At 58.0% G+C, this 25,874-nt stretch carries 25 protein-coding genes, 1 tRNA gene and 1 pseudogene; 15 read left to right on the top strand and 12 right to left on the bottom strand.

Annotated elements, in window-relative coordinates; translation table 11 throughout:
- The first annotated feature begins 46 nt into the window (after positions 1 to 46).
- Together alaS and GLP52_RS05140 are read left to right on the top strand one after the other, a co-directional pair.
- Positions 47 to 2,708: pseudogene (alaS, locus tag GLP52_RS05145) on the top strand (alanine--tRNA ligase).
- 5 nt (positions 2,709 to 2,713) lie between these two features.
- Positions 2,714 to 3,001 (top strand): DUF1330 domain-containing protein, encoded by a 288-nt coding sequence (locus tag GLP52_RS05140; RefSeq protein ID WP_093733892.1) that lies wholly within the window; start codon positions 2,714 to 2,716, stop codon positions 2,999 to 3,001.
- Positions 3,002 to 3,167: 166 nt separating this feature from the next.
- Here the strand turns inward: GLP52_RS05140 and typA are convergent, their stop codons facing one another.
- The 8 genes from typA to GLP52_RS05100 form a co-directional block, all read right to left on the bottom strand.
- Complete coding sequence (typA, locus tag GLP52_RS05135; RefSeq protein ID WP_237271718.1) at positions 3,168 to 4,985, bottom strand: translational GTPase TypA; 1,818 nt, start codon at positions 4,983 to 4,985, stop codon at positions 3,168 to 3,170.
- Between the two features lie 104 nt (positions 4,986 to 5,089).
- The gene (locus tag GLP52_RS05130) at positions 5,090 to 5,971 is read right to left on the bottom strand and encodes a mechanosensitive ion channel family protein (protein ID WP_093733903.1); all 882 of its coding nucleotides are present in this window, start codon (positions 5,969 to 5,971) and stop codon (positions 5,090 to 5,092) included.
- A gap of 114 nt (positions 5,972 to 6,085) precedes the next feature.
- On the bottom strand, positions 6,086 to 6,415 hold the full coding sequence (locus GLP52_RS05125) for a DMT family transporter (RefSeq protein WP_093733890.1): 330 nt from the start codon (positions 6,413 to 6,415) through the stop codon (positions 6,086 to 6,088).
- 73 nt (positions 6,416 to 6,488) lie between these two features.
- Entirely contained in the window at positions 6,489 to 7,097 is a 609-nt protein-coding gene (locus GLP52_RS05120) for a YitT family protein (RefSeq protein WP_237271717.1), read from the bottom strand.
- Between the two features lie 147 nt (positions 7,098 to 7,244).
- Positions 7,245 to 8,462 (bottom strand): NADP-dependent isocitrate dehydrogenase, encoded by a 1,218-nt coding sequence (locus tag GLP52_RS05115; protein WP_237271716.1) that lies wholly within the window; start codon positions 8,460 to 8,462, stop codon positions 7,245 to 7,247.
- A 174-nt stretch (positions 8,463 to 8,636) separates the two neighbouring features.
- A complete protein-coding gene (locus GLP52_RS05110; RefSeq protein ID WP_237271715.1) occupies positions 8,637 to 9,218 on the bottom strand; it encodes an HD domain-containing protein in 582 nt (193 codons plus the stop codon).
- 3 nt (positions 9,219 to 9,221) lie between these two features.
- Positions 9,222 to 9,455 (bottom strand): hypothetical protein, encoded by a 234-nt coding sequence (locus tag GLP52_RS05105; protein WP_237271714.1) that lies wholly within the window; start codon positions 9,453 to 9,455, stop codon positions 9,222 to 9,224.
- Entirely contained in the window at positions 9,455 to 10,108 is a 654-nt protein-coding gene (locus GLP52_RS05100; RefSeq protein ID WP_093733885.1) for an alpha/beta hydrolase, read from the bottom strand. Before GLP52_RS05100 ends, GLP52_RS05105 begins: the two co-directional genes overlap by 1 nt.
- A 175-nt stretch (positions 10,109 to 10,283) precedes the next feature.
- Here GLP52_RS05100 and GLP52_RS05095 point away from each other — a divergent pair, with 175 nt between their 5' ends.
- From GLP52_RS05095 to GLP52_RS05045, 11 genes are all read left to right on the top strand, one after another.
- Complete coding sequence (locus GLP52_RS05095; protein ID WP_093733884.1) at positions 10,284 to 10,754, top strand: Rrf2 family transcriptional regulator; 471 nt, start codon at positions 10,284 to 10,286, stop codon at positions 10,752 to 10,754.
- 51 nt (positions 10,755 to 10,805) lie between these two features.
- A complete protein-coding gene (locus GLP52_RS05090) occupies positions 10,806 to 11,930 on the top strand; it encodes a cysteine desulfurase family protein (RefSeq protein ID WP_237271713.1) in 1,125 nt (374 codons plus the stop codon).
- 29 nt (positions 11,931 to 11,959) lie between these two features.
- On the top strand, positions 11,960 to 13,498 hold the full coding sequence (gene sufB / locus GLP52_RS05085; RefSeq protein ID WP_093733882.1) for a Fe-S cluster assembly protein SufB: 1,539 nt from the start codon (positions 11,960 to 11,962) through the stop codon (positions 13,496 to 13,498).
- 5 nt (positions 13,499 to 13,503) lie between these two features.
- Positions 13,504 to 13,695 (top strand): hypothetical protein, encoded by a 192-nt coding sequence (locus GLP52_RS05080; RefSeq protein ID WP_093733881.1) that lies wholly within the window; start codon positions 13,504 to 13,506, stop codon positions 13,693 to 13,695.
- 31 nt (positions 13,696 to 13,726) lie between these two features.
- Positions 13,727 to 14,533: a polysaccharide pyruvyl transferase family protein gene (locus GLP52_RS05075; RefSeq protein ID WP_237271712.1), complete on the top strand. Its 807-nt coding sequence runs from the start codon at positions 13,727 to 13,729 to the stop codon at positions 14,531 to 14,533.
- Between the two features lie 91 nt (positions 14,534 to 14,624).
- Entirely contained in the window at positions 14,625 to 15,380 is a 756-nt protein-coding gene (gene sufC, locus GLP52_RS05070; protein ID WP_093733879.1) for a Fe-S cluster assembly ATPase SufC, read from the top strand.
- The gene (gene sufD, locus GLP52_RS05065; RefSeq protein WP_093733878.1) at positions 15,380 to 16,663 is read left to right on the top strand and encodes a Fe-S cluster assembly protein SufD; all 1,284 of its coding nucleotides are present in this window, start codon (positions 15,380 to 15,382) and stop codon (positions 16,661 to 16,663) included. Before sufC ends, sufD begins: the two co-directional genes overlap by 1 nt.
- Positions 16,663 to 17,148, top strand: a complete 486-nt coding sequence (locus tag GLP52_RS05060) for a YIP1 family protein (RefSeq protein WP_093733877.1) — start codon at positions 16,663 to 16,665, stop codon at positions 17,146 to 17,148. The genes sufD and GLP52_RS05060 overlap by 1 nt, the downstream gene beginning before the upstream one ends.
- Positions 17,145 to 17,744, top strand: a complete 600-nt coding sequence (locus tag GLP52_RS05055; protein WP_237271711.1) for a Yip1 family protein — start codon at positions 17,145 to 17,147, stop codon at positions 17,742 to 17,744. The genes GLP52_RS05060 and GLP52_RS05055 overlap by 4 nt, the downstream gene beginning before the upstream one ends.
- Positions 17,737 to 18,957: a cysteine desulfurase gene (locus tag GLP52_RS05050; protein ID WP_237272653.1), complete on the top strand. Its 1,221-nt coding sequence runs from the start codon at positions 17,737 to 17,739 to the stop codon at positions 18,955 to 18,957. The genes GLP52_RS05055 and GLP52_RS05050 overlap by 8 nt, the downstream gene beginning before the upstream one ends.
- A 58-nt stretch (positions 18,958 to 19,015) precedes the next feature.
- Positions 19,016 to 19,092 (top strand) — tRNA-Arg (locus GLP52_RS05045).
- Between the two features lie 41 nt (positions 19,093 to 19,133).
- On the opposite strand, the gene GLP52_RS05040 is transcribed toward GLP52_RS05045, so the two are convergent.
- The 4 genes from GLP52_RS05040 to GLP52_RS05025 all read right to left on the bottom strand — a co-directional run bounded on the left by GLP52_RS05040 (position 19,134) and on the right by GLP52_RS05025 (position 23,630).
- Entirely contained in the window at positions 19,134 to 20,987 is a 1,854-nt protein-coding gene (locus tag GLP52_RS05040) for a sensor histidine kinase (protein WP_237271710.1), read from the bottom strand.
- 275 nt (positions 20,988 to 21,262) lie between these two features.
- Positions 21,263 to 22,339, bottom strand: a complete 1,077-nt coding sequence (locus tag GLP52_RS05035; protein WP_093733874.1) for a dihydropteroate synthase — start codon at positions 22,337 to 22,339, stop codon at positions 21,263 to 21,265.
- A gap of 16 nt (positions 22,340 to 22,355) precedes the next feature.
- On the bottom strand, positions 22,356 to 23,300 hold the full coding sequence (locus GLP52_RS05030) for a methylenetetrahydrofolate reductase (protein ID WP_237273427.1): 945 nt from the start codon (positions 23,298 to 23,300) through the stop codon (positions 22,356 to 22,358).
- Between the two features lie 33 nt (positions 23,301 to 23,333).
- Positions 23,334 to 23,630: a virulence factor gene (locus GLP52_RS05025; RefSeq protein ID WP_093733873.1), complete on the bottom strand. Its 297-nt coding sequence runs from the start codon at positions 23,628 to 23,630 to the stop codon at positions 23,334 to 23,336.
- Positions 23,631 to 23,892: 262 nt separating this feature from the next.
- On the opposite strand from GLP52_RS05025, the gene GLP52_RS05020 reads away from it, so the two are divergent.
- Both GLP52_RS05020 and GLP52_RS05015 read left to right on the top strand, forming a co-directional pair.
- Positions 23,893 to 25,008, top strand: a complete 1,116-nt coding sequence (locus tag GLP52_RS05020) for a Ppx/GppA phosphatase family protein (RefSeq protein WP_093733872.1) — start codon at positions 23,893 to 23,895, stop codon at positions 25,006 to 25,008.
- On the top strand, positions 25,008 to 25,796 hold the full coding sequence (locus GLP52_RS05015; RefSeq protein WP_093733871.1) for an RlmE family RNA methyltransferase: 789 nt from the start codon (positions 25,008 to 25,010) through the stop codon (positions 25,794 to 25,796). Before GLP52_RS05020 ends, GLP52_RS05015 begins: the two co-directional genes overlap by 1 nt.
- Positions 25,797 to 25,874: the final 78 nt, after the last annotated feature.

The following is a 25,874-nucleotide window of genomic DNA, read 5'->3' as shown; positions in this document are numbered from 1 at the left end:
CAGGTATTCGGAGGTAATTGTTTTTGCCCCTCGAAAGGCCCCGCATATGAAGACGCTTAACGATATCCGCTCGACCTTCCTTGGTTATTTTGAAAAGCAGGGTCACTCGATCCAGCCGTCCAGCCCATTGGTGCCACGGAACGATCCTACTTTGATGTTCGCGAATTCGGGCATGGTGCAGTTCAAGAACCTGTTCACCGGCGTTGAAACCCGCGACTATTCTCGGGCGACAACCGCACAGAAATGCGTGCGCGCCGGGGGCAAACATAATGATCTGGATAACGTCGGCTATACCGCGCGGCACCATACGTTCTTTGAAATGTTGGGCAACTTCAGCTTTGGTGACTATTTCAAAGCCGAAGCTATCGCCTTTTCCTGGGAGCTAATCACCAAGGAACTGGGGATCGACCCAAATCGGCTTTATGTCACTATTTACCACACGGATGATGAAGCCGCAGATATCTGGAAAAAAGTCGCGGGCTTGCCCGACGACCGGATCTTCCGCATCGCAACGGATGATAATTTCTGGATGATGGGGCCCGACAGGCCCTTGCGGCCCTTGCTCCGAGATTTTCTACGATCATGGCGATCACATCTGGGGTGGTCCTCCCGGATCGCCAGAGGAAGACGGTGACCGGTTTGTCGAGATCTGGAACCTCGTATTCATGCAATACGAGCAGTTCGAGGATGGCAGCCGCAAGGCATTACCGAACCAATCCATCGACACAGGCATGGGGATCGAACGGGTTGCGGCGTTGCTGCAAGGCACCAACGACAACTATGCAACCGACCTGATGCGCAACCTGATCGAGGCGAGCGCAAATGCCTCTAGTTCAGACCCCGACGGACCGGGCAAAACCCACCACCGTGTGATCGCGGATCACCTGCGTTCGACGTCCTTCTTGATCGCGGACGGGGTGATGCCTTCAAATGACGGACGGGGCTATGTGCTCCGGCGGATCATGCGTCGCGCGATGCGTCACGCGCATCTTCTTGGTCTGAAAGACCCGCTGATGCACCGCCTGGTGCCGGAACTGGTGCGCCAGATGGGCGGGGCCTACCCCGAATTGGGGCAGGCGCAGTCGCTGATCACAGAGACACTGCTGCTCGAAGAAACCCGTTTCAAGCAGACGCTGGACCGCGGTCTGAAGCTGTTGGATGACGAATTGAAAGACCTGCCTGCCGGTGCCGATCTGTCCGGCGAGGCCGCGTTCAAACTCTATGACACGTACGGTTTCCCCGTCGATCTGACGCAGGATGCCCTGCGCGAACAGGATCGCAAGGTCGATCTGGACGGCTTTAATGCTGCGATGGATGCGCAAAAGGCCAAAGCACGCGCGGCGTGGTCCGGCTCGGGCGAAGCGGCGGATGCGACCGTATGGTTCGACGTGGCTGAAAAATCCGGCACCACCGACTTTTTGGGCTATGACACCGAAACCGCCGAAGGGCAGATCGCCGCCTTGATTCAAGATGGGGCGCAAGTCGCCGAGGTCAAACAGGGTGACAGCGTTCAAATCGCGTTGAACCAAACACCGTTTTACGCCGAAAGCGGCGGTCAGGTCGGGGACACCGGCACGATCAAAACCGACAGCGGCTTGGTCACTGTAACGGACACTCGCAAGACGGCTGGTGTGTTTATCCATATCGGCGAGGTGACCGAGGGAACGTTAAAAACCTCTCAGGCTGCGGTGCTGGATGTTGATCACGCACGTCGGACATCGATCCGTGCGAACCACTCTGCCACCCACCTGCTGAACGAAGCGTTGCGCAACACGCTTGGGGATCACGTTATGCAGCGTGGCTCGCTGAATGCGGCGGATCGTCTGCGTTTTGACTACAGCCACAACCACCCGATGACAGCCGATCAGTTGGCCGCGGTCGAGGATGAGGTCAACAGCTACATCCGCCAGAACACCGGCGTCGAGACCCGGATCATGACCCCGGACGACGCCCGCGAGATGGGGGCACAGGCTCTTTTTGGCGAGAAATACGGCGATGAGGTCCGCGTTGTTTCAATGGGCCGAGAGGCCGGATCGGGCAAAGGCGTGGACAAGCAGACCTATTCGCTCGAACTTTGCGGTGGTACCCATGTGCGCCAGACCGGCGACATCGGGGCATTTGTTCTGCTCGGCGACAGCTCCAGCAGCTCGGGCATTCGCCGGATCGAGGCGTTGACCGGCACCGAAGCGTTGAAATGGCTGCGCACGCAAGAAACCGCCCTTTCGCGCGTTGCAGCTGAGCTCAAGACGTCCACCGTGGATGTGCCGGACCGTGTGCGCGCGCTACTGGATGAGCGCCGTGCGCTTGCCAATGAGGTCGCCCAACTGCGCCGTGAATTGGCCATGTCCGGCGGCGGAAACGCGGGTACCGCGGCTCCGCGTGACGTGGGTGGGATCAAGTTTATCGCTCAGGTTCTCAATGGCGTGACGGGCAAGGACCTTCCTGCGCTCATCGATGAACACAAGGCCAAACTCGGGTCGGGTGCCGTGCTACTGATAGCGGATGCCGATGGTAAAGCCGCCGTTGCTGCAGGTGTCACACCCGATCTGGCCGCCACGCTATCAGCGGTGGATATCGTCAAGACAGTTGTCGCCGAACTCGGCGGTAAAGGCGGCGGAGGTCGTCCTGAGATGGCTCAGGGTGGCGCGAAAGATATCGCAAACGCCGAGGCAGCAATTGCCGCGGCTGAAAATGTTCTGAAAGGATAAACCCCATGCCTGCTCTCTGGATCGCTCATGTCACCGTCACCGACGAAGACGCCTATGGTAAATATGCCAAGCTCGCTGGCCCCGCTATCGCGGCGCATGGCGGCAGCTTTTTGGCCCGTGGGGGCCGGTTCGTCCAGCTTGAAGGCAAAGAACGCCCGCGCAACGTCGTGGCCCGTTTTGCGTCAGTCGAAGATGCGGTAGAGTGCTATAACTCCGACGCCTACCAAGAGGCGCTGAACCATGCCAAGGACGCCTCAGAACGCGAACTGATGGTCGTCGAAATCGACGGCTAAAGCCTAGGTTGAACCTCTGTCGGCGGGCCAAACCGGGCCGCCGACCACACCAAATCTCCCCCAACATCGCTAGACATAAAAAAAGCAGGGCCGAAACAGCCCCGCTTTCCAAATGGTATTAAATCCTGGGGTCTGGGGCAAAGCCCCAGTCCAGAAATCGCTCAGCTTAGGCTGATTTCGCCATCCGCTTCCGCTCATGCGGGTCCAGATAACGCTTGCGCAGCCGGATTGCGTTTGGTGTCACTTCAACCAATTCGTCGTCATCGATATACGCAATGGCCTCTTCGAGGCTCAGCGTGACGGGTGTGGTTAGACGAACGGCTTCATCGGTGCCCGACGCACGCACGTTGGTCAGCTTCTTGCCTTTCAACGGGTTCACTTCAAGATCGTTTTCACGGCTGTGTTCGCCGATGATCATGCCGGTGTAGACGTCAGCCTGCGCGCCGATCATCATCTTGCCGCGTTCTTCGAGGTTCCACAGGGCGAACGCAACCGAGGTCCCGTTTTCCATCGAGATTAGAACGCCAGCGCGACGGCCAGGAATCGTGCCTTTGTGCGGCGCCCAGGAATGGAAGACGCGGTTAATAACGCCTGTACCGCGCGTGTCGGTCAAGAATTCGCCGTGGTACCCGATTAGGCCGCGCGAAGGCACATGGGCCACGATGCGGGTTTTACCGGCACCGGCAGGCTTCATCTCTACCAGTTCACCCTTGCGCACACCGGTGATCTTTTCGATGACCGCGCCGGAATATTCATCATCCACATCGATAGTGGCTTCCTCGATAGGCTCGTGGCGGACGCCATCGATATCTTGGAACAGAACCTGCGGGCGGGAGATCGAAAGCTCGAACCCTTCGCGGCGCATGTTCTCGATCAGAACGCCCATTTGCAATTCGCCACGACCGGCAACCTCAAAGGCGTCGCCGCCGGGAGTGTCGGAGATCTTGATCGCAACGTTGGATTCGGCTTCCTTCATCAGGCGCTCGCGGATCACGCGCGACTGAACTTTCTTGCCATCACGACCGGCCAACGGGCTGTCGTTGATGCCGAAGGTCACGGTGATGGTGGGCGGATCGATCGGCTGGGCCGGGATCGCTTCGGAAACAGAGGTTTCGGCCAGCGTATCGGCCACTGTCGCCTTGGACATACCGGCGATGGATACGATGTCGCCCGCTTCAGCCAGTTCTATGGCAGTTTGCTCAAGCCCGCGGAAGGCGAGGATCTTGGTGCACCGGAAGTTTTCGATCAGCGTACCGTCGCGCGACATGGCTTTGATGCTCTGGCCCGCTTTCAACGTGCCGGTTTCAACACGGCCGGTCAACAAACGGCCCAAAAACGGGTCACCGCCAAGGGTGGTTGCAAGCATGGTGAACGGCTTGTCAGTGTTTTCGATTTGCTTTGGCGCGGGAACATGCTTGAGGACGAGTTCGAACAAAGCATTGAGATCTTTGCGCGGTCCATCCAGCTCCATATCGGCCCAGCCGGAACGACCCGAGGCGTACATGTGTGGGAATTCGAGCTGTTCATCTGTGGCATCAAGGCTGGCGAACAGATCAAAGCATTCGTCCAACGCGCGGTCAGGCTCGGCGTCTGCCTTGTCGACTTTGTTCAGCACAACGATAGGGCGCAGGCCCAGTTTCAGCGCCTTGGAGGTCACGAATTTCGTTTGTGGCATCGGGCCTTCTGCGGCGTCCACGAGCAGGACAACACCGTCTACCATCGACAGGATGCGTTCAACTTCGCCACCAAAGTCGGCGTGGCCTGGGGTGTCGACGATGTTGATACGTGTGTTGTTCCAGACAACCGACGTCGGTTTCGCGAAGATCGTGATGCCGCGTTCGCGCTCCAGATCGTTGCTGTCCATCGCGCGCTCGGTCGTCGCCTGGTTTTCACGATAGGTGCCGGATTGTTTCAGAAGCTCGTCGACCAGCGTCGTTTTGCCGTGGTCAACGTGAGCGATGATTGCGATATTTCGCATGTCCATTGGGGTATGCCTTTGATACGGGAGGGGGCCGCGCACGCTCTCGCACCGCAGCATTTGGGCAGCGCTTAACGCGATACGCCACAGAAAGCTAGCCCTAAAGGATGTCAGCCGTCGGTGCTTGTGTCTTCTGTGCTGTCTTTGTGGTCGCGGTAGTCCCGAACGGGTAGCGGTTCGTTAAAGGTCAGGGTGCGATAGGGGAAGGGTATCTCGATTCCCGCATCATCCAGCGCCCTTTTTACGGCAGCAACGACTTTGTCGCGGCTGCTGCGGATGTCGATGGGGCGCGAACCTGTCCACCAAGTGACCTCGAAGTTGATTGAACTGTCGGCGAATTCCTGCGCAAAGATTTCAACGTCGCGCACATCATCGCGCACCGCATCCACGCCGCGCACCGCTTGGGCAATCACCTCGCGCGCAGCATCTACGTCTTCGCCGTAAGCCACGCCGCAGATCACGGTGGTTCGACGCACATCGCGGGCAGTGCGGATGGTGACGGGATTTTTAAAGAACATTGCGTTTGGGGCGACGACAAGCTGCCCGTCGGTCTGGCGCACATGGGTATCGCGGATCGTGATTTCTTCGACCTGACCTTCAAACCCCTCGCATTCAATGTAATCCTCGACAGAAAAAGGTTCGCGGATCAGCAGTAATATCCCTGCTAGGAAGTTCTCGAACACATCCTTAAAGGCAAAGCCGATGGCCACACCGCCCACACCCAATGCAGTCAGCGCCTTGCCGGGGGTGATGGTGGGAAAGGCGATGGTGACGGCGATTAACACGCCAAACAGCCACATCCCCACGATAATCAGCATCATGATGACATCGACAAGCGACCGACGCATACGGGCGCGGCGCAGCACGCCCGGCACGATAGCCTGCACAATGCGAACGACGACCCAGAGAAAACAAAGGAAAACAATCGACAAAATAAGTTGCGGCAGCACGCTCCAGAACCCGACGGCGTACCCTTCAAGCTGGTTGCGCAAAGGGTCGGGCAGGGTGCCCCAAACGGAGCTTAAAGAATCGAGCATGAGGCACTTTCGGTGGTTGCGTCATACGCTAACGCCTGAATGCGGTGCCGGGTTCCCGAGCGGGGTCGCTTAATGGGTGGAGCTGTTGGAAAATAGATGAATGACCAGCACGCCGCTGATGATCATCGACAGGCCCAAAACGGCCGCAAGGTCGAGCTTTTGACCGAACACGATATAGCCGATGCCCGCGATACACACGATACCCAGCCCCGACCAGATCGCATAGACAATGCCCACCGGCATCACCTTGAGCGTCAGCCCCATCAGGTAAAAGGAGACCGCATAGCACACGACGACGGCGACAGACGGCCATAAACGCGTAAATTGTTGAGAGGCTTGCAGCGCGCTGGTGCCCAGGGTTTCGGTCACGATGGCGATCATCAGCCAGAAATAATGCATATCACCGTGCCCCCAATGCTGGTTTCCGACCCAGTCCTGAGACGGGCGCGGGCCGGTGTCAAGAGCCGGCGGGTCAGGTGGCGATATAGCGGTCGCGGCGGTGGTTGAAGGTGATGATCAGGTTCAGCACCAGCGCACCAAGCAGGGAATATCCCACAACCGACGCTGGAAACAGGAACAAGGCGACGGAAAAGATCAGGGCGTCCGTGATCAGTTGTACCCATCCCGCCTTGAACCCCGTGGTGTCTTGAACCAACAGCGCGATAACGCCCAACCCCCCAAGCGACCCATTATGTCGGAACATCGCCAGCAGCCCCAACCCGACCAGCGCACCAAATATCACCGCTGCGAGGGCCGGGCTCAGTGACTGGATCGCAAACCCGTAGGGCAGAAATTCGGTGACAACAGACAGCATGGTGACCGAGATCAGCGATTTGATCGTAAATTCCGCCCCGAGGCGTTTGTAGGCGATGAAGTAGAACGGCAGGTTGATCAAAAAGAACACCACGCCGAAGGAATATCCCGTGAGATAGGCGATGATCACCGCCAAGCCCGCCGTCTGACCGGTAATTAGTCCGGCAGAGGTCAAAACGAAGATTCCGATACCGCACAAAAATACCCCGAGGCTTAGGCCTTGGACATCATCAAGCGAGCTATGGTGGAGGGGATCAGCATATGTCATATCGTGCAGATAGGGCAGCTATGTTGACCTGTCTAGGGGTGCTGCAGTGCAGAATAATAATTTCCCCCGTTACATCGCGTCACGCAGGGTCCGCTGCACAGAAAAAGAGCCACCCGTTCAGGATGGCCCTTGTCTTAAGCGGTTGGCTTATTGCGCGCTGAGCGCCTTGTTCAGGTTCTCGTCGACTTTTTCCAAGAATCCCATTGTGGTCAGCCAGCCTTGGTCGGGGCCGACCAGCAGGGCCAGGTCTTTGGTCATAGAACCTGATTCCACCGTATCCACGACCGTCTTTTCCAGGGTTTCGGCAAAGCGGATCAGTTCGGCGTTATCATCCAGTTTACCGCGATGCTTGATCCCGCCCGTCCACGCATAGATAGATGCGATGGAATTGGTCGAGGTTTCCTCACCCTTCTGATGTTGGCGGTAATGGCGGGTGACAGTGCCGTGGGCGGCTTCTGCCTCTACGGTCTGGCCATCGGGGGTCATCAGCACGGATGTCATCAACCCGAGCGAGCCGAACCCCTGCGCGACGGTGTCTGACTGCACGTCGCCGTCATAGTTCTTGCAGGCCCAGACGTACCCGCCGTTCCACTTCATCGCACAGGCGACCATGTCGTCGATAAGACGGTGTTCATAGGTGATGCCCGCGGCTTTGAACTTATCTTCGAACTCGGTTTCGTAGATGTGCTGGAATAATTCAAGAAAGCGACCGTCGTATTGTTTGAGGATCGTGTTCTTGGTGCTCAGGTAGACCGGCCAGCCAAGGTTCAGACCATAGTTCAGCGACGCGCGGGCAAAGTCGATGATGGATTTATCAAGGTTGTACATTCCCATCACGACACCGGCGTCGGGGGCGTCGAAAAGCTCGCGCTCGATCTCTGTCCCGTCCTCGCCGACGAATTTCAACGTTAGCTTGCCCTTGCCGGGAAATTTAAAATCGGTCGCTTTATACTGGTCGCCATAGGCATGACGGCCCACGACAATCGGCTTGGTCCAGCCGGGCACAAGGCGGGGGACGTTCTTGCAGATGATCGGCTGGCGGAAGATCACGCCGCCCAGAATGTTACGGATCGTCCCGTTAGGAGAGCGCCACATCTCTTTCAGGCCGAACTCCTCGACCCGTGCCTCGTCAGGGGTGATGGTCGCGCATTTGACGCCAACGCCGTGATCCTTGATCGCGTGGGCCGCGTCTATGGTGATCTGGTCGTTGGTCTCGTCGCGGACCTCCATCCCTAGATCGTAGTATTTCAGATCCACGTCGAGATAGGGCAGGATCAGCTTTTTCTTGATGAAATCCCACATGATGCGGGTCATTTCATCACCGTCGAGCTCAACGATCGGGTTTTCCACTTTGATCTTGGTCATCGTCTGCGGTCCTTTGAGGTGAAACTGTTCTCCTCATAGACTATTCAAGCACCAATGCCTAGTCGGTATGCAATGGTATACTGAAAAAGGGATGTGGTGTCTGCCAAATATCAAAGCGCTGCAGCAGGGTTGTGATGCGAAGGAAAGAGGTCGGGTACCTAATGGCAGAGGGTGCTAGCCGCGGGCCGCAAACCAGGCAGAGACGCGGGCGCGTGCGAATTCCCACAAGCCCGGCGCGCCGGTCTTGATCTTGCTGCCCACCTTTTCCACGAACTGCGCTTCGGTGACGTTGTATTCGACCCAACTGCCCCCGCCCGCGGCAAGGTTCTGCATGGGCGGCTGGAACCGGTCCAGCGACTTTGCAAAGCGGGCCGTGGGGGTCTTATTCGCTTCAAACTCTTCCCATGTGGCACGAAGATCGTCGCGTAAATCGTTGGGAAGAAGGTCAAATATTCGGTCAGCGGCAAGCTGTTCCTGGGCCTCCATATCGGCCGCATCGTAGCTGCCGAAGATCGGGTTGTCGCCTGCGTCAATCTCGACGAGGTCATGCAGGATCAACATTTTGATGACGCGGGTGATGTCGACGCCTTCGCCCGCCTGATCCGCTAGCACCAGTGCATAAAGCGTCAGGTGCCAACTGTGTTCAGCCGAATTTTCCGCCCGCGAGGCATCGCATAAAAGCGTGCCGCGTGTGACCGACTTGAGCTTGTCTGCTTCGTTAAGGAAGGCAATCTGTTGCTCTAGTCTGGTGGTCATACGTCAGCTTTCTTTTGCGCGGTGCGCGGCGAGCGCCTTGGCGATAAAGTCACGCCCCTGTGCGGCAGAAAGCCGCGTACGGATCGCTGTGACAAAGGCTTCTTCCATGGTCTGCGACGACGCGCCCAGAACAGCAGCGACTTCCATAAAAAGCCGCTCCTGTCCGGTTTCGCGTTGTACTGCCAGACATTCTTCGGCCAGTTGATTGGCCAGATCGACGACTGTCTGATCCGCCATTAACGGGTCGTTTCCGTGAGGCGACGCTTCACATAGTCGGTGGTCGACGTAATGAGCGTATCCATATGCGGCTCTTCAAAGAAGTGGCCGGCACCCTCGACTTCTTGGTGGGTGATGGTGATGCCCTTTTGCTCGTGCAGTTTGTTCACGAGGTTCACGGTATCAGCTGGCGGTGCTACGCGGTCAGCCGTCCCATTGATCACCAGACCGGAAGCCGGGCAGGGTGCGAGGAAGCTGAAGTCATACATGTTCGCAGGCGGTGCGACAGAGATGAAACCCGTGATTTCGGGACGGCGCATCAGCAATTGCATGCCGATCCATGCGCCGAACGAGAAACCCGCAACCCAGCAGTGCTTGGAGTTGTTGTTCATCGACTGCAGGTAATCCAGCGCTGACGCTGCATCAGAGAGTTCACCGACGCCTTGATCGTATTCGCCTTGGCTTCGGCCCACGCCGCGGAAGTTGAAGCGCAAAACGGTGAAACCCATATTGTAGAAGGCATAGTGCATATTATACACGACCTTATGGTTCATCGTCCCGCCGAATTGTGGGTGTGGGTGAAGCAGAATAGCGATTGGCGCGTCGCGTTCTTTTTGTGGATGGTAGCGGCCTTCGAGGCGGCCTTCGGGTCCGGGAAAAATAACCTCGGGCATGAGCGTCCCTGCTTGGGGTTCTAAGTGCAGCGGAATAGTTGACGAATTCGCTAAGGCAGTTTAGAACGGTTCTAACTTGTGTGATCCCAGCTTTAAGGTGGGTCAGACATTGCGTTTAGGCATTTCATGCGTCCTCGTCAATCAAACAGGCGCCTATGGGAAAGGGAACTCTGCGATGAAGCTGTCTACCAAGGGGCGGTATGCCATGGTCGCACTGGCTGATATAGCGTTGCAGCCTGCAGACCGCCTGGTCAATCTGGGCGATATCGCGGCGCGTCAGTCCATTTCCCTGCCGTATCTAGAACAGCTTTTCGTAAAACTGCGCCGGGCCGAGCTGGTGGCATCGGTGCGTGGCCCCGGCGGCGGCTATCGTTTGGCGCGACCAGCGGCGAATATCCGCGTCGTCGACATTCTGGCGGCGGTCGACGAAAAGGTCGACGCGATGCATGTGGGGGCAGGTGCCTCTGGCGGGTCATCGGGCAGTCGTGCGCAATCCTTGACCAATCGTTTGTGGGAAGGGCTCAGTGCGCAGGTCTATGTTTTCTTGCACCAGACGCGGCTGTCCGATGTCGTGGCCAATGAGCTTGCCCCCTGTCCGGCGGTGCCGAACCTCTTTGCCATCGTGGACGAGGCCGACACGGAATGAGGGACGCTGTTCCTCACGCTCCCTGGGATTTGGGACCATTTGGAAGCTGATATGAGAACCTATCTGGATCATAACGCGACCACCCCGCTGAGGGCAGAGGCGCGCGCGGCGATGTTGGCGGCGATGGATGTGGCGGGCAACCCGTCGAGCGTCCATGCCGAAGGGCGTGCGGCCAAGATGATGGTTGAAAAGGCACGCGGGCAGGTGGCGGCTTTGGTCGGCTGCGATGTGTCGGAAGTGATCTTTACCAGCGGTGCCACCGAAGCGATCGCGGGGGTGGTGCAGGACGCGGGCAATGTCGCCGGCGCAGCCGTGGAGCATGAAGCGGTGCGCATCTGGTGCCCTGAGGCCGAGCAATTGCCTGTGGGTCACAATGGTCACGTGGATTTGAACGCGCTACCGGATGGAGCCTTGGCGGGCAAAACGCTGTTTTTGCAACGTGCCAATAGCGAGACAGGGGTGTTGCAGCCGGAAAGCCTGTTGACCGAGCTGTCGCGTTTGGGCGCGTCGCCTGCAAGCGTGTTCCGTGACGCGGTGCAAGCGGCCGGTAAGTTGTCGGATCTGGGGCGCTGGCGCTCGGATGTCGGGCGCCATACGTCATTGGCTGTCTCGGCCCATAAGCTGGGCGGTCCCAAGGGCATCGGCGCGCTGATCGCGGGGCCCGAATATACGCCCGGATTGATGCAGCCGATGTTGCGCGGAGGCGGGCAAGAATTGGGCCGTCGCGCGGGGACAGAGAACGTCATCGGCATCGCCGGTTTCGGGGCTGCGTGCGCTGCCGCAGCGCAGGATTTGGCGGATGGCGTATGGGAACGGGTTGCAGACCTTAGAAATGTTCTAGAGAAGGCTCTTGAGGCTGCGTCAAAGAAGACTATTTTTGTTGGGAAAGACGTGGCGCGTTTGCCAAACACCTCTTGCTTTATCACGCCCGGGTGGCGCGGTGAGACGCAGGTGATGCAGATGGACCTTGCAGGCTTTGCGATCAGCGCGGGGTCTGCGTGCTCTAGCGGCAAGGTGGCGACAAGTCGCGTGTTGGCGGCCATGGGCTTTGACGACGCTGAGGCATCCTGTGCCGTGCGCGTATCGCTTGGGCCGGACACCACAGAAGAACAGGTCTTGCGTTTTGCAGACGCCTGGACCGCGAAATTGAAGAAACACGAGGCGCGGGCCGCTTGATGCGCACCGCCAGTTGAAGGATGAAAAGCATGGATAGCACTTTGGTCAAGGATGACCCGAACACCGGCGTTAAAGAGGGCGTTGATCAGGACACCGTGGATGCCGTGCGCGAAGTCGGCGGTGCCTATAAATATGGGTGGTCCACAGATATCGAGATGGACTATGCCCCGCTGGGTCTGAACCCCGATATCGTCAAACTGATTTCGGAAAAGAATGAAGAGCCCGAGTGGATGCTGGAATGGCGTCTGGCGGCCTATGAGCGCTGGTTGACCAAGAAAGAGCCGAACTGGGCGATGGTGGACTATCCTGAAATCGACTTTCAGAACCAGTATTACTATGCGCGTCCCAAATCCATGGCGGTCAAGCCCAAGTCCCTGGACGACGTAGATCCTAAGCTGCTCGAGACCTACAAGAAGCTGGGTATCCCCTTGAAAGAGCAAGCCATTCTGGCGGGCGTCGAGGGTGCAGAAAACATGGGCGACGAACCTCGCAAGGTTGCTGTGGACGCCGTGTTCGATTCCGTTTCCGTCGGGACCACCTTTCAGGACGAGCTGAAGAAAGCGGGCGTAATTTTCTGCTCCATCTCTGAGGCGATCCGCGAGCACCCGGAACTGGTCAAGAAATACCTTGGCTCGGTCGTGCCGGTGAATGATAACTTTTATGCGACGTTGAACTCGGCCGTTTTCTCTGACGGGTCGTTTGTTTACGTGCCACCGGGCGTGCGCTGCCCGATGGAACTGTCGACCTATTTCCGTATCAATGCGGAAAACACTGGCCAGTTCGAGCGCACGTTGATCATTGCCGACAAGGGGTCCTATGTCTCCTACCTTGAAGGCTGTACCGCGCCGCAGCGGGACGAAAGCCAGCTGCACGCCGCGGTGGTTGAGATCATCATCGAAGAAGACGCCGAGGTGAAATATTCGACCGTTCAGAACTGGTATCCCGGTGACGAGAACGGCAAGGGCGGGATCTATAACTTTGTGACCAAGCGTGCCGATTGCCGTGGTGACCGTGCCAAGGTGATGTGGACGCAGGTTGAAACCGGTTCGGCTGTGACGTGGAAATACCCGTCGTGCATCCTGCGCGGCGATGACAGCCAAGGCGAGTTCTATTCCATCGCGATCGCCAACAATATGCAGCAGGCCGATACCGGCACCAAGATGATCCACCTGGGCAAGCGCACCAAGTCGCGCATCGTGTCCAAGGGGATTTCGGCGGGCAAGGCGCAGAACACGTATCGCGGGTTGGTCACCATGCACCCCAAAGCCAAGGAATCGCGCAACTATACGCAATGTGACAGCTTGCTGATCGGCGACCAGTGCGGTGCCCACACGGTGCCGTATATCGAGGTCAAGAATAACAGCAGCCGCGTAGAGCACGAGGCAACCACATCCAAGGTGGATGACGATCAGCTGTTCTATTGCCGTTCGCGCGGGATGGACGAGGAAGAGGCGGTGGCCTTGGTCGTCAACGGTTTCTGCAAAGACGTGCTTCAGGCACTGCCGATGGAGTTCGCAATGGAAGCGCAGGCGCTGGTTGCGATCTCTCTTGAAGGGTCCGTGGGGTAATCGCGATGATGCGCAAACTGACATGGGATGTGACCATCGCCGCCTTGGTTTTCTGGGTGCTGATGGCTCTGGTTCGGGGCGGCGGGCTGACGCTCGCCGCGTTTGAGGACACGTTCTTTCAGATGCTGATCTTTGCGATGATCTATGCCGCGATCCGTGTAGCGCTTTTGGTGCTGCGCAAGGGGGATGACACATGATCATTGCCGTGTACGAGGACGCAGCAAGCTGATGCAACTATCGGCTGACACCATGCCCTTGCGCCTGCACTGGTGGAAGGCGGTCCCGAATTTCGGGGACGCCATCAGCCCTGTGGTGCTGGCCCATGTCTCGGGCCGGCCTGTGGAGCATGCTGGTGTGCGCAAGGCCGATGTCTGGGCGATCGGTTCGCTGTTGCAGGTGGTCAAACGCAACTTTAGCGAGGCGCAGGATCATCGGCCGGTGATCTGGGGTGCAGGATTGTTGCATCCGGTGCAGGGCACAGGGTTTACCGACCATGTGGATATTGCGCTGGTACGCGGTCCGATTACCGCCGCGTTGCTGGGCTTGGAGTTGTCCGAGTTTGGCGATCCGGGATTGTTGATCAATGCCGTTTGGCCGCACAAACAGGCACCGAACGGCAGGATCGGTATCGTGCCGCACTACTCGCTGATTGATGATCCCATGCTTCAAACGCTTGTCGCCAGCGATACACGATATCAACTGATCGATCCACGCGGCGATGCGCAGGCGGTCTGCGACGCGATTGCAACATGCGATCATGTATTTGCATCATCCCTGCACGGGTTGATTGTGGCCGATGCCTATGGCGTGCCCAACAGTTGGTTGGCCCCGGCGGGGCAGTCACGGTTGAAGTACCTCGACTATGCAGCTTCCGTCGGTCGGCCGATGCAGGCCCCGATGCAGATCGAAGATATCCCCACAGCGGTTCTACCCGATCCGCTGTCACCGCTTTCCTATCAGGCGGGCATAGATGCCTGCCGAACCGCCCTTTATGCGCGTTTTCCCAAAGCCTTACAGGCAGGGAGAGCGGCATGAAATCTTACACCGATGACGGCCCCTTGGCGGGGTTTTCATTCACTCAATTCACTGTCATTGCAGCGCCAAAGCGCAAGAAAAGGAACCTCCCATGCTGAGCATCAAAGGCCTGAAGGTCAAACTGGAAGAAGAAGATAAGCAAATCCTGAAGGGTGTCGATCTGGAAGTCGAAGCCGGTAAGGTTCACGCGATCATGGGGCCGAACGGTTCCGGTAAATCCACGCTGTCCTATGTGCTGTCCGGCAAAGGCGGCTACGAGGTCACAGAAGGCTCCGCGCATCTGGGTGACATTGACCTGCTGGACCTCGAGCCAGAAGAGCGTGCCGCCGCAGGCCTGTTCCTTGCGTTCCAGTATCCCGTTGAAATCCCCGGCGTCGGCAACATGACTTTCCTGCGGACGGCTGTGAACGCACAGCGCAAGGCCCGTGGCGAAGAAGAAATGTCAGCGGCAGAGTTCCTCAAGGTTGTGCGCGCCCGTGCCAAAGAGCTGAAGATCGATGCAGAGATGCTGAAACGTCCCGTCAACATGGGCTTCTCCGGTGGCGAGAAAAAGCGGAATGAAATCCTGCAAATGGCGATGCTCGAGCCAAAGATGTGCATCTTGGACGAAACAGACTCCGGTTTGGACGTCGACGCGATGAAACTGGTTGCCGACGGCGTGAACGCGCTGCGCACCGAAGGGCGCGGCTTCCTCGTGATCACCCACTACCAGCGTCTGCTGGACCACATCAAACCCGACGTTGTGCACATTATGGCTGACGGTCGGATCATCAAAACCGGTGGTCCCGAGCTGGCGCTTGAAGTTGAAAACAACGGGTATGCCGACATCCTGTCCGAGGTGGCGTAATGGCCGAAGCAGCGACACAACAAACCCCGACCGAGGCGTTGATCGCCACGTTGGATCTGCCCCAAGGGGGCTGGTCCGATGCGGCACGCAAAGACGCACTATCGCGGCTGCAACAGGCAGGTCTGCCGGAGCGTCGTGACGAATACTGGAAATACACCCGCCCTGATACGCTGACCCAGCCGCAGGCTGTCTCTGCCGCGGTGCGCGCGTCGGAAGACGTGGCTCTGTTTGATCAGATCGACCGGCTCAAGCTGGTGTTCGTTGACGGTGTGTTCGATGCAGATGCGTCGGACGATCTGACGCTTGAGGGCATCACCATCGAACGGCTGGCCCAAGCGAACGCTGACCTGCATTGGGCGCGTGATCTTTATGGGACGCTGGAAAAGAACGGTCAGACGCCTGTGGCGCGCCCCTTGGCAGCGCTGAACACGGCGTTTGCCGCGGATGGCGTGTTGATCCATGTGACAGACAAAGTCTCCAAGCCGGTGAACATCGTTTATCGCCGGACCTCCGAGACCGCTGATGTCATGCTGCACAACGTCATTAAGCTGGATGCCGGTGCTGAATTCACGCTGCTGGAGAACGGCCCTGTGGCTGCGCGCTTTAACGGTGTGCTCGAAGTCGAGGTCGGCGACAACGCTGCGTTCCACCATGTGCGCGCCCAAGGGCGTGACCATGAACAACGCGCAGCAACGCATATCTTTACCCGTCTGGGGACTGAATCCGCGTTCAAATCCTTTACGCTGACCGCCAATGGCGTGATGACGCGCAACGATTGCGTGATCGAACTGACGGGTGATGATGCTGCTGCCCATGTGGCGGGGGCCTGTGTGGGCGACGGGGGTGATTTCCACCACGACGACACGGTGTTCATCACCCATGATGCGGTGAACTGCGAAAGCCGTCAGGTCTTCAAAAAGGTTCTGCGTAACGGGGCAACCGGCGTGTTCCAAGGCAAGATTTTGGTCAAGAAAGACGCGCAAAAGACCGATGGCTATCAGATCAGCCAGTCGTTGCTGCTGGATGAAGATAGTCAGTTCCTCGCCAAGCCCGAGCTTGAAATCTACGCCGATGATGTGGCCTGTTCTCACGGCTCCACTTCGGGGGCAATCGACGAGGACGCGCTGTTTTATCTGCGCTCGCGTGGTGTACCGCATAACGTCGCGACCGATCTTCTGACCTTGTCGTTTTTGGCCGAGGCTGTCGAAGAGATCGAGGACGAAACTCTGCGCGAAGAGATCACCGCACGGCTTGCCGAGTGGCTTGAGCGGCACGCAGCCTGATGGCGGCGACACGCGATATCGTGGCCAGCTACCGCAACCCCGCCGCCGTTGTGCGGCGGTTGTTGGGGCAGGGCCCGCGGGAGGATCGCAACCTGATCTATCTGATGGTCGCGTGTCTGATCTTTTTCGTGGCCCAGACCCCGCGTCTGGCCCGCGAAGCCCATGTCAACGGCACCGAGCTGGACATGTTGCTGGGGGCGACCCTGATGGCATGGCTGTTCATCGCGCCGTTGATTTTCTATATGCTCGCGGCCGGCACGCAAATTATCCTCAAGGTGATGCGCGGTCGCCCGAGCGGGTATAGCACCCGTCTTGCGCTTTTCTGGGCCTTGCTGGCGTCCAGCCCCCTTGTATTGCTGCACGGACTTACGGCAGGGTTCGTCGGCGAAGGGATCGAGCTGCGCATTGTCGGATTGATCTGGCTTTGCGTATTTTTATGGTTCTGGATCAGCGGCTTGCTGGTCGCATATCGGACACGCCCATGAACGCCCCTGACATACGATCGGTTCTGTCCGAGTTGGTCATTTTAAGCCTGCGCAACCCTCGCGCGGCGGCACAGCAGATTATCGGCTGGCGGCTTGATCGCAATGTATTGTGGACCGCGCTTGCGCTGGCGGCGGCGGTGAACACGCTGATTTTCTCGGTCAGCCTTGTGCTGCAGCCGACTCCAGGCATGCCCGCGTTCTTTACCAGTCCCTTGGCGATGTTCGTACTGCTGACAGGGGTCTTGGTGATCACCACGCACGGGCTGTTCTGGACAGGCCGCGCGCTTGGTGGTGACGGGAACCTTGGCGATATACTGGCATTGGTCGTGTTCTTGCAGGTCTTGCGCATTATTGCGCAAGTGGCAATTTTTCTGCTTATGTACATCTCTCCTGGTGTGTCGGTACTGGCATCACTGGCGACCGGGATCATCGGTCTTTGGATATTGGTGAACTTCATTGCCGCGGCATTCGACTTCACTGGTTTGGGCAAGGCGATTGGCGTTTTGCTGATTGCTATGGCGGCTGTCGTTCTGGGGATGAGCCTGCTTCTTTCTATCGTGGGCATTGCTGCCCAAGGAGTGCTTCTTGATGTATGATGTAAACACCATCCGCCGCGATTTTCCGATCCTGTCCCGTGAAGTGAACGGCAAGCCGCTGGTCTATCTCGACAATGGTGCATCGGCGCAGAAGCCGCAGGTCGTGATCGATGCGATCAGCCGTGCCTATAGCCACGAATATTCCAATGTTCACCGCGGCTTGCACTATCTTTCTAATCTGGCGACCGACCAGTACGAATCCGTGCGCGGAACCGTTGCGCGGTTCTTAAACGTCGGGAACGAGGATCACATCGTCTTCAACTCCGGCACGACAGAAGGGATCAATCTGGTCGCTTACGGTTGGGCCATGCCGAACCTATCACCGGGCGACGAGATTATCCTGTCGGTGATGGAGCATCACGCCAATATCGTGCCGTGGCATTTTCTGCGCGAACGCCAAGGCGTGGTGATCAAATGGGTAGATGTGGATGCGACCGGTGCGCTTGATCCCCAAGCCGTGATCGACGCCATCACCCCCAAGACCAAGCTCATTGCCGTGACGCAGGTGTCGAATGTTCTGGGTACGGTGGTGGACGTCAAGGCGATCACCGCAGGGGCCCATGCCAAAGGCGTGCCCGTCTTGGTCGACGGGTCGCAGGCGGCGGTTCACATGCCCGTGGACCTGCAGGATATAGGCTGCGATTTCTATGCGATCACCGGTCACAAGCTCTATGGTCCATCAGGGTCCGGTGCGATCTATATCCACCCCGACCGCATGGCCGAGATGCGCCCGTTTCTGGGCGGCGGCGATATGATCCGCGAAGTCACCAAAGACGGCATTATCTATAACGACGCCCCCATGAAGTTCGAGGCGGGCACCCCCGGCATCGTGCAGACCATCGGGATGGGTGTCGGATTAGAATATATGATGAACGTCGGAATGGAGAATATTGCGGCCCATGAAGCATCCTTGCGTGACTATGCAGTGACCCGTCTGGCAGGATTGAACTGGTTGCAGGTTCAAGGCACCACGCCGGATAAGGCCGCGATCTTCAGCTTTACGCTGGACGGGGCGGCGCATGCGCATGATATCTCTACCATCTTGGACAAGAAGGGTGTTGCCGTACGGGCGGGGCAGCATTGTTGTGGGCCGCTTATGCAACATCTGGGGCAAACCGCCACCTGCCGCGCCTCTTTTGGGATGTACAACACCAATGCCGAGATCGACACGCTGATTGAAGCGCTTGAATTGGCGCATGATCTCTTTGCGTGAAAATGAACTGATTTTGTAATTGCAGGGGGCGGGCAGTCTGGCTATACCGCCCCCATATGGTCCCATAGCTCAGCTGGATAGAGTGCTCGCCTCCGAAGCGAGAGGTCGCTGGTTCGAATCCAGCTGGGACCACCATATCCTTTATTCCTGATATACTTACGAACTCGTTTCGGGCATTATACCTGTGCGTTTTCCGGCAGGTCGCCACGGTGCTGAAGGGCAGATGCGTCCGTCGCATCGGGATCTGCTGCGTGGATAACCTTTGCTTGGTGTGCCGCGATAGTGGCGTAGTCCATGTGAAATACCGAGCCTTGGCCGACTTCGCTTTCGTAAAAGATTTTACCCGACATCTGCTGGGCAAGCTGCTGCGAGATGTGCAGCCCCAGACCGGAGCCCTGCGTCGCGAATTGGCCGCCGTTTTTGACCTGCGCGAACCGGCCAAAGACCTGATCTTCCATCCCATCAGGAATACCACGCCCATTGTCTTTGATCGACAGGCGCACGTGGCCGTCAGAGACCGACAGCGCGCCTTCGACGATGCTGTCGGGATCAGAGAATTTGATCGCGTTCGAGACAAGGTTGTCGATGATCTGCCGAAGTGCGAAGGCGTCACCGGTGATAATCGCGGATTGATCACCCTTGGGCCGGACGAGCTTGATCCGCTGTTCGGCAGCGAACATTTGGTTTTCCTCGAGGCTGTCTTTTAAAAGGGCCCCCAGATCGACCGGCTGCTGATCAAGGCTAAGGGCGTCCCCATCGATTTTCTGGGACAAGAGAATGTTGTCGACCAGCCGAGACAGGCGCACACCGTTGCGCTGTGCGATTTCAAGCGGAGATCGTACGCGGTCGTCCATATCACCCAGGCGGCCACTGAGGGCGAGCGCCAAGCCCCCCTTGAGCGACGTCAGCGGCGTACGTAGCTCATGGCTGACAGCCGAGATGAATTCGTCCTTGGCACGATTGGCCTCATCCGCACGTAGCAACGCATTTTCGAGGGCGCGGGTGATGGCGATGCGGTCGGTAATGTCGACCAACGTGACGCTCCAGCCCAAAATGGTGCCGTCTGGGTCCAACGGGCTTTCGATCTCTTGGACCCGAGGATCATAGACGCGTTCGTCGATGGTCACGGATGCCTCGGTGGTCCTTAGGCTACGGGTATCGATAGTGGCGAGAAGGGCGGCGGCTTCGTCCTTAGGGACCTTGCAGAAGCCGCGTTTCTTTGCAGCTGTGTTCATCAAGACGACGTTTTTGTTATTATCCACAAGGACGACAGCTTCGCTCATGGTGTTGAACAAGACAGATTGCCCGACCGACGCCATATCCAACGTTTTGTTTGTGAGCAGCATAAACGTGAAGGCAAAGATACCGACGCTGAACATAAACGATGTCGGGTCCAGTCCGAAAATGGTGAAGCCAAGAAAGATATAGGCTGCATTTGCTGCAAGCGGGGTCATCGTTACGACGGCAAGCATCGTGAGCAGCGGCCACGCTGACCGGCGCGACCGCCTGAACCCCTTGTAAAGACCATAGTAGGTGGCACCAACAAAGGCATAGAGCACGGCCATAATGACGTAGAACCCGGGCCCGTGGATGTAGTCGATCTGGCGCGCGCCTGGTGGGATCGTGGTCGCGTGATCGTAGACCAGCCCGTGATGTGTATTTGTCGCAGCAAAAGCAAAGGACAGCACAGGCGCGAGCACAAGTGCTGCAACAACCCGTTTTTTGCCAAGCCAGCTGGATTGATGGACGTAAGCGTAGACAAAGAAACACCACGCCACCGGCACCAGCGCGTTCCCGAGCCACGCGGCAACGCCTAACTTGTACTGACAATCAAAGGCCACCGCTGAGGCTTCTGCGCCAACGATAAGCAGCGTATAGATCATCGCAAAGAAGGTGAGCGCGTAGTAAAGCTTGCCACGAAAGCGCTGGACCCAAAGCATAGAAATCATGACGATCGCCGCAATAAGGCCGACACTGCCAGCCGCCCAAAAAACGGGCTGCGTGGTAATTCCCTCAAAGCATGTCATCATGGTTCCACCTACGGGTCGCGTCTTGCCATTTCATAGTAGCCACACAGTTGTGTTCATTTTTTGACCGAACTTGGACTGCCGGAATGCGCCATGTGAGGTGGTCGTTACCAGTGTCTAGGATAATACAAAGCCCTTTCGGCTTTGCGCCTAGATCATGCCTGCTTGAGGTATGCGGTCAACCTCTGATTGCCGGAAAAAAGCCTTTCGCCCCAAAAGAAAACCCCGCAAACCAGAGTTTGCGAGGTTTTTGTTCTTGGCGGTAGGGAGAATCCCCATTACCGGCGACGGCCCCCCTTGCGGCCCGCGCGTCCGCGACCCTCTTGGCCGGCCTTGGGCGCGACCTTGTTGAACTTGATCCATTCGGTGCCGTGGGGGTCACGGTCGAACAAGAAGTTAGCAGCACGGATCGCTTCCATCTCTTTGCCGGGGGTGGGTTTGGTCGATCCCATGCCAAGCAGCGTCACAAATGTCTCGTCGTCGATCTCGTCCGGCAGAATGATGCCCGCCGCGACCAGTTCGGCTTTCTTCTCGGCAATTTTTGTCGGGTTCACCGCCAGCGTGATCGGGTTCATGATCGCCGAGGTCATGCCAGCCCCCATCGCCATGGGCAGAAAGGCGTTGTTGATGCCGTGGCGGTTGGGCAGACCAAAGCTGATGTTTGACGCGCCGCAGGTGGTGTTCACACCCAGTTCCTCGCGCAGACGACGCACGAGGGTAAAAACCTGATGCCCTGCCGTCGCCATCGCCCCAATCGGCATCACCAGTGGATCAACCACAATGTCGTGGGCTGGAATGCCGAAATCTGCGGCGCGTTCAACGATCTTCTTGGCAACTTCAAACCGCACATCGGGATCTTCGGAGATGCCAGTGTCATCATTAGAGATCGCCACCACCGGCACGTTGTATTTCTTGACCAAAGGCAGCACCAGTTCCAGCCGCTCTTCTTCGCCTGTGACCGAATTCAGCAGCGGGCGGCCTTCGCAGGCCTCAAGACCCGCTTCCAACGCGCCAGGAACAGAGCTGTCGATACAGATCGGAATATCAACAGCGTTTTGCACGACGCGGATGAGCTCAGGCATCAGCATCGGTTCGACAAAGTTGTTGTCGGCGTAGCGCGGATCTTCGGCCATTTTATTCGAGAACACGGCACCGGAGTTCACGTCCAGGATATTTGCCCCTGCTGCGGCCTGTGCGATGGCGTCGGCCTCGACGCGGCTGAAATCGCCACGCTCCAGCTCTTCGGCGAGGATCTTGCGGCCGGTGGGGTTGATACGTTCCCCGATCACGCAGAAGGGCTCGTCAAAGCCGATGATTGCTGTTTTGGTTTTGGATTCGACGACGGTTCTGGTCATGGTGTTCAGTCTTTCCTTAGACGGAATTGGCTGGTTGCGCAGCAGGTCCGCCATTCTCGATGGCCCAGTTTGCATTCGTTTTGATCCCACCCAGCGGGAAGAAATGCACATGGGTAATGTTGAAATCTGGGTTGGCGGCTTTGTGGGCGGCCAGTTCGGTGATCACATCTGTCGGCTCGTAGGGCAACAGCAGTTTGGTAACGTCCATCGCGCGCTTTTGCAGCACCTTCAGTGACGGGCCGACCCCGCAGGCGATGGCGAATTTGATCAGGGTTTGCAGCTTGGCGGGGCCTGCAATGCCGATGTGGATCGGCAGGTCGATGCCCGCATGTTTCAGGCTCTCGGCCCATTCGATGATTGGCTGTGCCTCGAACGCAAACTGCGTGGCGATGGCCATTTTCGCGTCGGTCCGTTCGGAGAACCCCTGTTTCCAGCGCAGGGCATCGTCGACCCGCAGGCGGGTGCCGTCGGTGTCGATGTCACGGTTGCCTTCGGGGTGGCCTGCGATGTGCAGACGCTCAAACCCGTGTTTGTCAAACAGGCCCGTGTCCATCAGCTGCATGGAATCGCTGAAATCCCCGTGCGGTGTGGTGACGCCGCCGGCCAGCAGCAAGCCCTGCTTTACGTCAGCCTCGCCCTGATACATGGCGATCCAGTTTTCCAGCGTCGCGCGATCCTTGATGATGCGCGCGGGAAAGTGGGGCATGACCTTGTAGCCGTCGGCGTTCAGACGTGCTGCGGTGGCGACCATGTCTTCGATCGGGGTGCCATCGATATGCGCGATATAGACCCGTGTCCCCTCGGGCAGCAGATCGCGGAAGTCTTCGACCTTTTCCGCCGTGCGGGGCATCACCTCGATCGAATAGTCCTGCAAAAAGGCCGCGACCTCGGGAGTGGGAAATTCAAACGCTGGGGCTTCCTTGCGCCGGAAGTTCAAAAGGGACATGAGCATTTCTTTCATGAGGGGATCAACTTTTGCACCGGCAAGAGGCGGTCAGGCCCAGCCGTCATTGGCAATCAATGTCTTGATGCGGTCGCGGTCGTATTCGGCATCGATACGTACGACTTCGGCATCGGCCACGGCGTCGGGATCGCCGTCGACCGTATAGGGATCGGCCTTGCGCCATTCGGCAAGATAGGCATCGCTGTCATCCGCGCCGATTTTCATCGCGGCGCGGTCGATGGCCTGTTCAAACCGTTCGGGCAGCGGGCGCTTTGATCCGCGCCGGCCTTTGCCAACGATGACCTGTGCTGGAATGTCACGCCAATAGACGATGGTAACTTCGGGCATGATTGATTCCTCTGCTGTGCTTGTTTTTCTTAGCGGCTGTTGATCTGTCCCCGACGCCATTTTTCGACATTCAAAACGGCGTCTGCGACGTGACGACATTACAGCGCGCCCGCGCCACAGGCGAGGGGGGCGGGGTGTCATAATTCTCAAGATGGTTGTGAGGCTGACGATAGGCTTGAGCGTGCCTGTTTTCAGGTTTCCCGCTTGCTCCTTGCCCGCAGAAACATTACCTTGGGGGTAACTCAATATGAAAGGCGCAATCATGGCGCCACAGCGTCCCAAAGGTGCGGGCGCGCTCGATGTACCGCCGGCTCTGAGCCCCGCGCCAGTTCCGCCCAGATCGACCGAACTTTATGCGGCCCTTGATCTGGGCACAAATAGTTGTCGCATGCTGATCGCACAGCCAAAAGGCAGCGGTTTCCATGTCGTCGATAGCTTCTCGAAGTCTGTCCAGCTTGGGGCAGGGCTTGAGAAAACCGGGCGATTGTCGCGCGGATCGATGACGCGTACCATTCAGGCATTGCGCATCTGCCAGCAAAAGCTGCGCCGTAACAAGGTGCGGCGTATGCGGCTTGTTGCGACCGAGGCGTGTCGTCGTGCCGCCAACGGTGCCGAATTTATGCAGCGTATCCAGCGCGAGACGGGGTTAAAACTTGATATCATCAAGCCCGAGGAAGAAGCGCAGCTTGCGGTAATTTCCTGCGCACCACTGGTGAACCGCAAAACCCACAACCTGCTGGTGGTGGACATTGGCGGCGGCTCGACCGAATTGGTCTGGATCGACATCTCCAAGGTGCCCAAAGCCGACCGTGCGCAGTCCATCATGCGGCTGCATGGCGGCTTCCATCAGGCGAAAACTGATGTGCCTGCCGCGCGTGTGGTCGATTGGATCAGTGTGCCGTTGGGTGTGGCGACTTTGCGCGACCAATTCTCTGATGTGGAAGACGACGCCGCGCGTTTCGCCTTGATGAGCTGGTTCTTCGAGGAGAACCTGACGGACTTTACCCCCTATCAATCCATTCAATCCCAGGATCGGTTCCAGATTGTTGGCACCTCGGGGACGGTCACCACTGTCGCTGCCAGTCATTTGGGTCTAAAGCGCTACGACCGGACCAAAGTGGACGGGCTTCGGATGACCTCGGCGCAGATCGACAAGGTGATCCATTCCTATCTTGCGATGGGGCCGGGTGGCCGGCGCGCCGATCCGCGTATCGGGTTGGACCGTCAGGCGTTGATCATGTCAGGGGCCGCGATTTTGCAGGCGTTGATGCGGTGCTGGCCGACAGATAGATTAAGTGTTGCAGACCGGGGTCTGCGCGAGGGGCTGTTATATGCCCAGATGAGCGCGGACGGCGTTTTGGAAGAAGGATTAGGCTGATGGCGAAAACTCCGACAGGCAAGACGCCAACGGGCGGTGCTGCGGGCGGGAAGACCCCCACAGGCAAGAACACATCGGGGCGCGGTCAACGTGACCTCAAGGTCAAGGTAAAGTCAGCACGCGGGCGCAAGCTGAGCTCGACCCGCTGGTTGCAGCGCCAATTAAACGACCCCTACGTTAAACGCGCCAATGCCGAAGGGTATCGCGGGCGTGCCGCCTATAAGATCATGGAACTGGACGACAAATACCGCTTTCTGGTGCCGGGTGCGCGGATTGTTGACCTGGGGGCAGCCCCTGGTGGCTGGTGTCAGGTCGCGGTGAAACGTTGCAATGTTCTGGGCGAAAAGAAGGGCAAGAACGTCGGCACGATTCTTGGGATCGACCTACAAGAGATGGAGCCGATTGCAGGCTGCGAATTGCACCAACTTGATTTCATGGAAGACGACGCAGACGAGATCGTCAAAGGCTGGTTGGGTGGCAAGGCCGATGTGGTGATGTCGGACATGGCGGCCTCAAGCTCGGGGCACAAACAGACTGACCACAACCGGATCATTGCCCTGTGCGAGGCTGCGGCTTACTTTGCCTTTGATGTGCTGGAAGACGGCGGCACCTTTGTCGCCAAAGTGCTGGCCGGCGGGGCGGAGGGCGATTTGCAGCAGCTGCTCAAGCGTCGGTTTGCCAAGGTCGCCAACATCAAGCCACCTGCCAGCCGGTCCGACAGTTCCGAGAAATTCGTGGTCGCCACCGGTTTCAAAGGGGCGCTACCCGAAGACCTAGAGAATCTGTAAACTCGCACCGCCCCAAGGCGCGCGGAATTATAAAATGTGCTGCGGCAGTTAGACGACTGCCGCATTTTTTTGTGCGGC

The sequence above is a fragment of the Sulfitobacter sp. M22 genome, assembly GCF_021736025.1.
In the GTDB taxonomy this organism is placed as follows: Bacteria; Pseudomonadota; Alphaproteobacteria; order Rhodobacterales; family Rhodobacteraceae; genus Sulfitobacter; species Sulfitobacter litoralis.
The sequence above is the reverse complement of the archived record's forward strand: the minus strand, read 5'-3'. Positions and strand labels throughout refer to the sequence as shown.

Bases quoted from the DNA above. Each gene is read 5' to 3' on its own strand.
- GLP52_RS05140 (WP_093733892.1), top strand. From the start codon at position 2,714: ATGCCTGCTCTCTGGATCGCTCATGTCACCGTCACCGACGAAGACGCC.
- typA (WP_237271718.1), bottom strand. From the start codon at position 4,985: ATGGACATGCGAAATATCGCAATCATCGCTCACGTTGACCACGGCAAA.
- GLP52_RS05125 (WP_093733890.1), bottom strand. From the start codon at position 6,415: ATGCATTATTTCTGGCTGATGATCGCCATCGTGACCGAAACCCTGGGC.
- GLP52_RS05120 (WP_237271717.1), bottom strand. From the start codon at position 7,097: ATGACATATGCTGATCCCCTCCACCATAGCTCGCTTGATGATGTCCAA.
- GLP52_RS05115 (WP_237271716.1), bottom strand. From the start codon at position 8,462: ATGACCAAGATCAAAGTGGAAAACCCGATCGTTGAGCTCGACGGTGAT.
- GLP52_RS05110 (WP_237271715.1), bottom strand. From the start codon at position 9,218: ATGACCACCAGACTAGAGCAACAGATTGCCTTCCTTAACGAAGCAGAC.
- GLP52_RS05105 (WP_237271714.1), bottom strand. From the start codon at position 9,455: ATGGCGGATCAGACAGTCGTCGATCTGGCCAATCAACTGGCCGAAGAA.
- GLP52_RS05100 (WP_093733885.1), bottom strand. From the start codon at position 10,108: ATGCCCGAGGTTATTTTTCCCGGACCCGAAGGCCGCCTCGAAGGCCGC.
- GLP52_RS05095 (WP_093733884.1), top strand. From the start codon at position 10,284: ATGAAGCTGTCTACCAAGGGGCGGTATGCCATGGTCGCACTGGCTGAT.
- GLP52_RS05090 (WP_237271713.1), top strand. From the start codon at position 10,806: ATGAGAACCTATCTGGATCATAACGCGACCACCCCGCTGAGGGCAGAG.
- sufB (WP_093733882.1), top strand. From the start codon at position 11,960: ATGGATAGCACTTTGGTCAAGGATGACCCGAACACCGGCGTTAAAGAG.
- GLP52_RS05080 (WP_093733881.1), top strand. From the start codon at position 13,504: ATGATGCGCAAACTGACATGGGATGTGACCATCGCCGCCTTGGTTTTC.
- GLP52_RS05075 (WP_237271712.1), top strand. From the start codon at position 13,727: ATGCAACTATCGGCTGACACCATGCCCTTGCGCCTGCACTGGTGGAAG.
- sufC (WP_093733879.1), top strand. From the start codon at position 14,625: ATGCTGAGCATCAAAGGCCTGAAGGTCAAACTGGAAGAAGAAGATAAG.
- sufD (WP_093733878.1), top strand. From the start codon at position 15,380: ATGGCCGAAGCAGCGACACAACAAACCCCGACCGAGGCGTTGATCGCC.
- GLP52_RS05060 (WP_093733877.1), top strand. From the start codon at position 16,663: ATGGCGGCGACACGCGATATCGTGGCCAGCTACCGCAACCCCGCCGCC.
- GLP52_RS05055 (WP_237271711.1), top strand. From the start codon at position 17,145: ATGAACGCCCCTGACATACGATCGGTTCTGTCCGAGTTGGTCATTTTA.
- GLP52_RS05050 (WP_237272653.1), top strand. From the start codon at position 17,737: ATGTATGATGTAAACACCATCCGCCGCGATTTTCCGATCCTGTCCCGT.
- GLP52_RS05040 (WP_237271710.1), bottom strand. From the start codon at position 20,987: ATGATGACATGCTTTGAGGGAATTACCACGCAGCCCGTTTTTTGGGCG.
- GLP52_RS05035 (WP_093733874.1), bottom strand. From the start codon at position 22,339: ATGACCAGAACCGTCGTCGAATCCAAAACCAAAACAGCAATCATCGGC.
- GLP52_RS05030 (WP_237273427.1), bottom strand. From the start codon at position 23,300: ATGAAAGAAATGCTCATGTCCCTTTTGAACTTCCGGCGCAAGGAAGCC.
- GLP52_RS05025 (WP_093733873.1), bottom strand. From the start codon at position 23,630: ATGCCCGAAGTTACCATCGTCTATTGGCGTGACATTCCAGCACAGGTC.
- GLP52_RS05020 (WP_093733872.1), top strand. From the start codon at position 23,893: ATGGCGCCACAGCGTCCCAAAGGTGCGGGCGCGCTCGATGTACCGCCG.
- GLP52_RS05015 (WP_093733871.1), top strand. From the start codon at position 25,008: ATGGCGAAAACTCCGACAGGCAAGACGCCAACGGGCGGTGCTGCGGGC.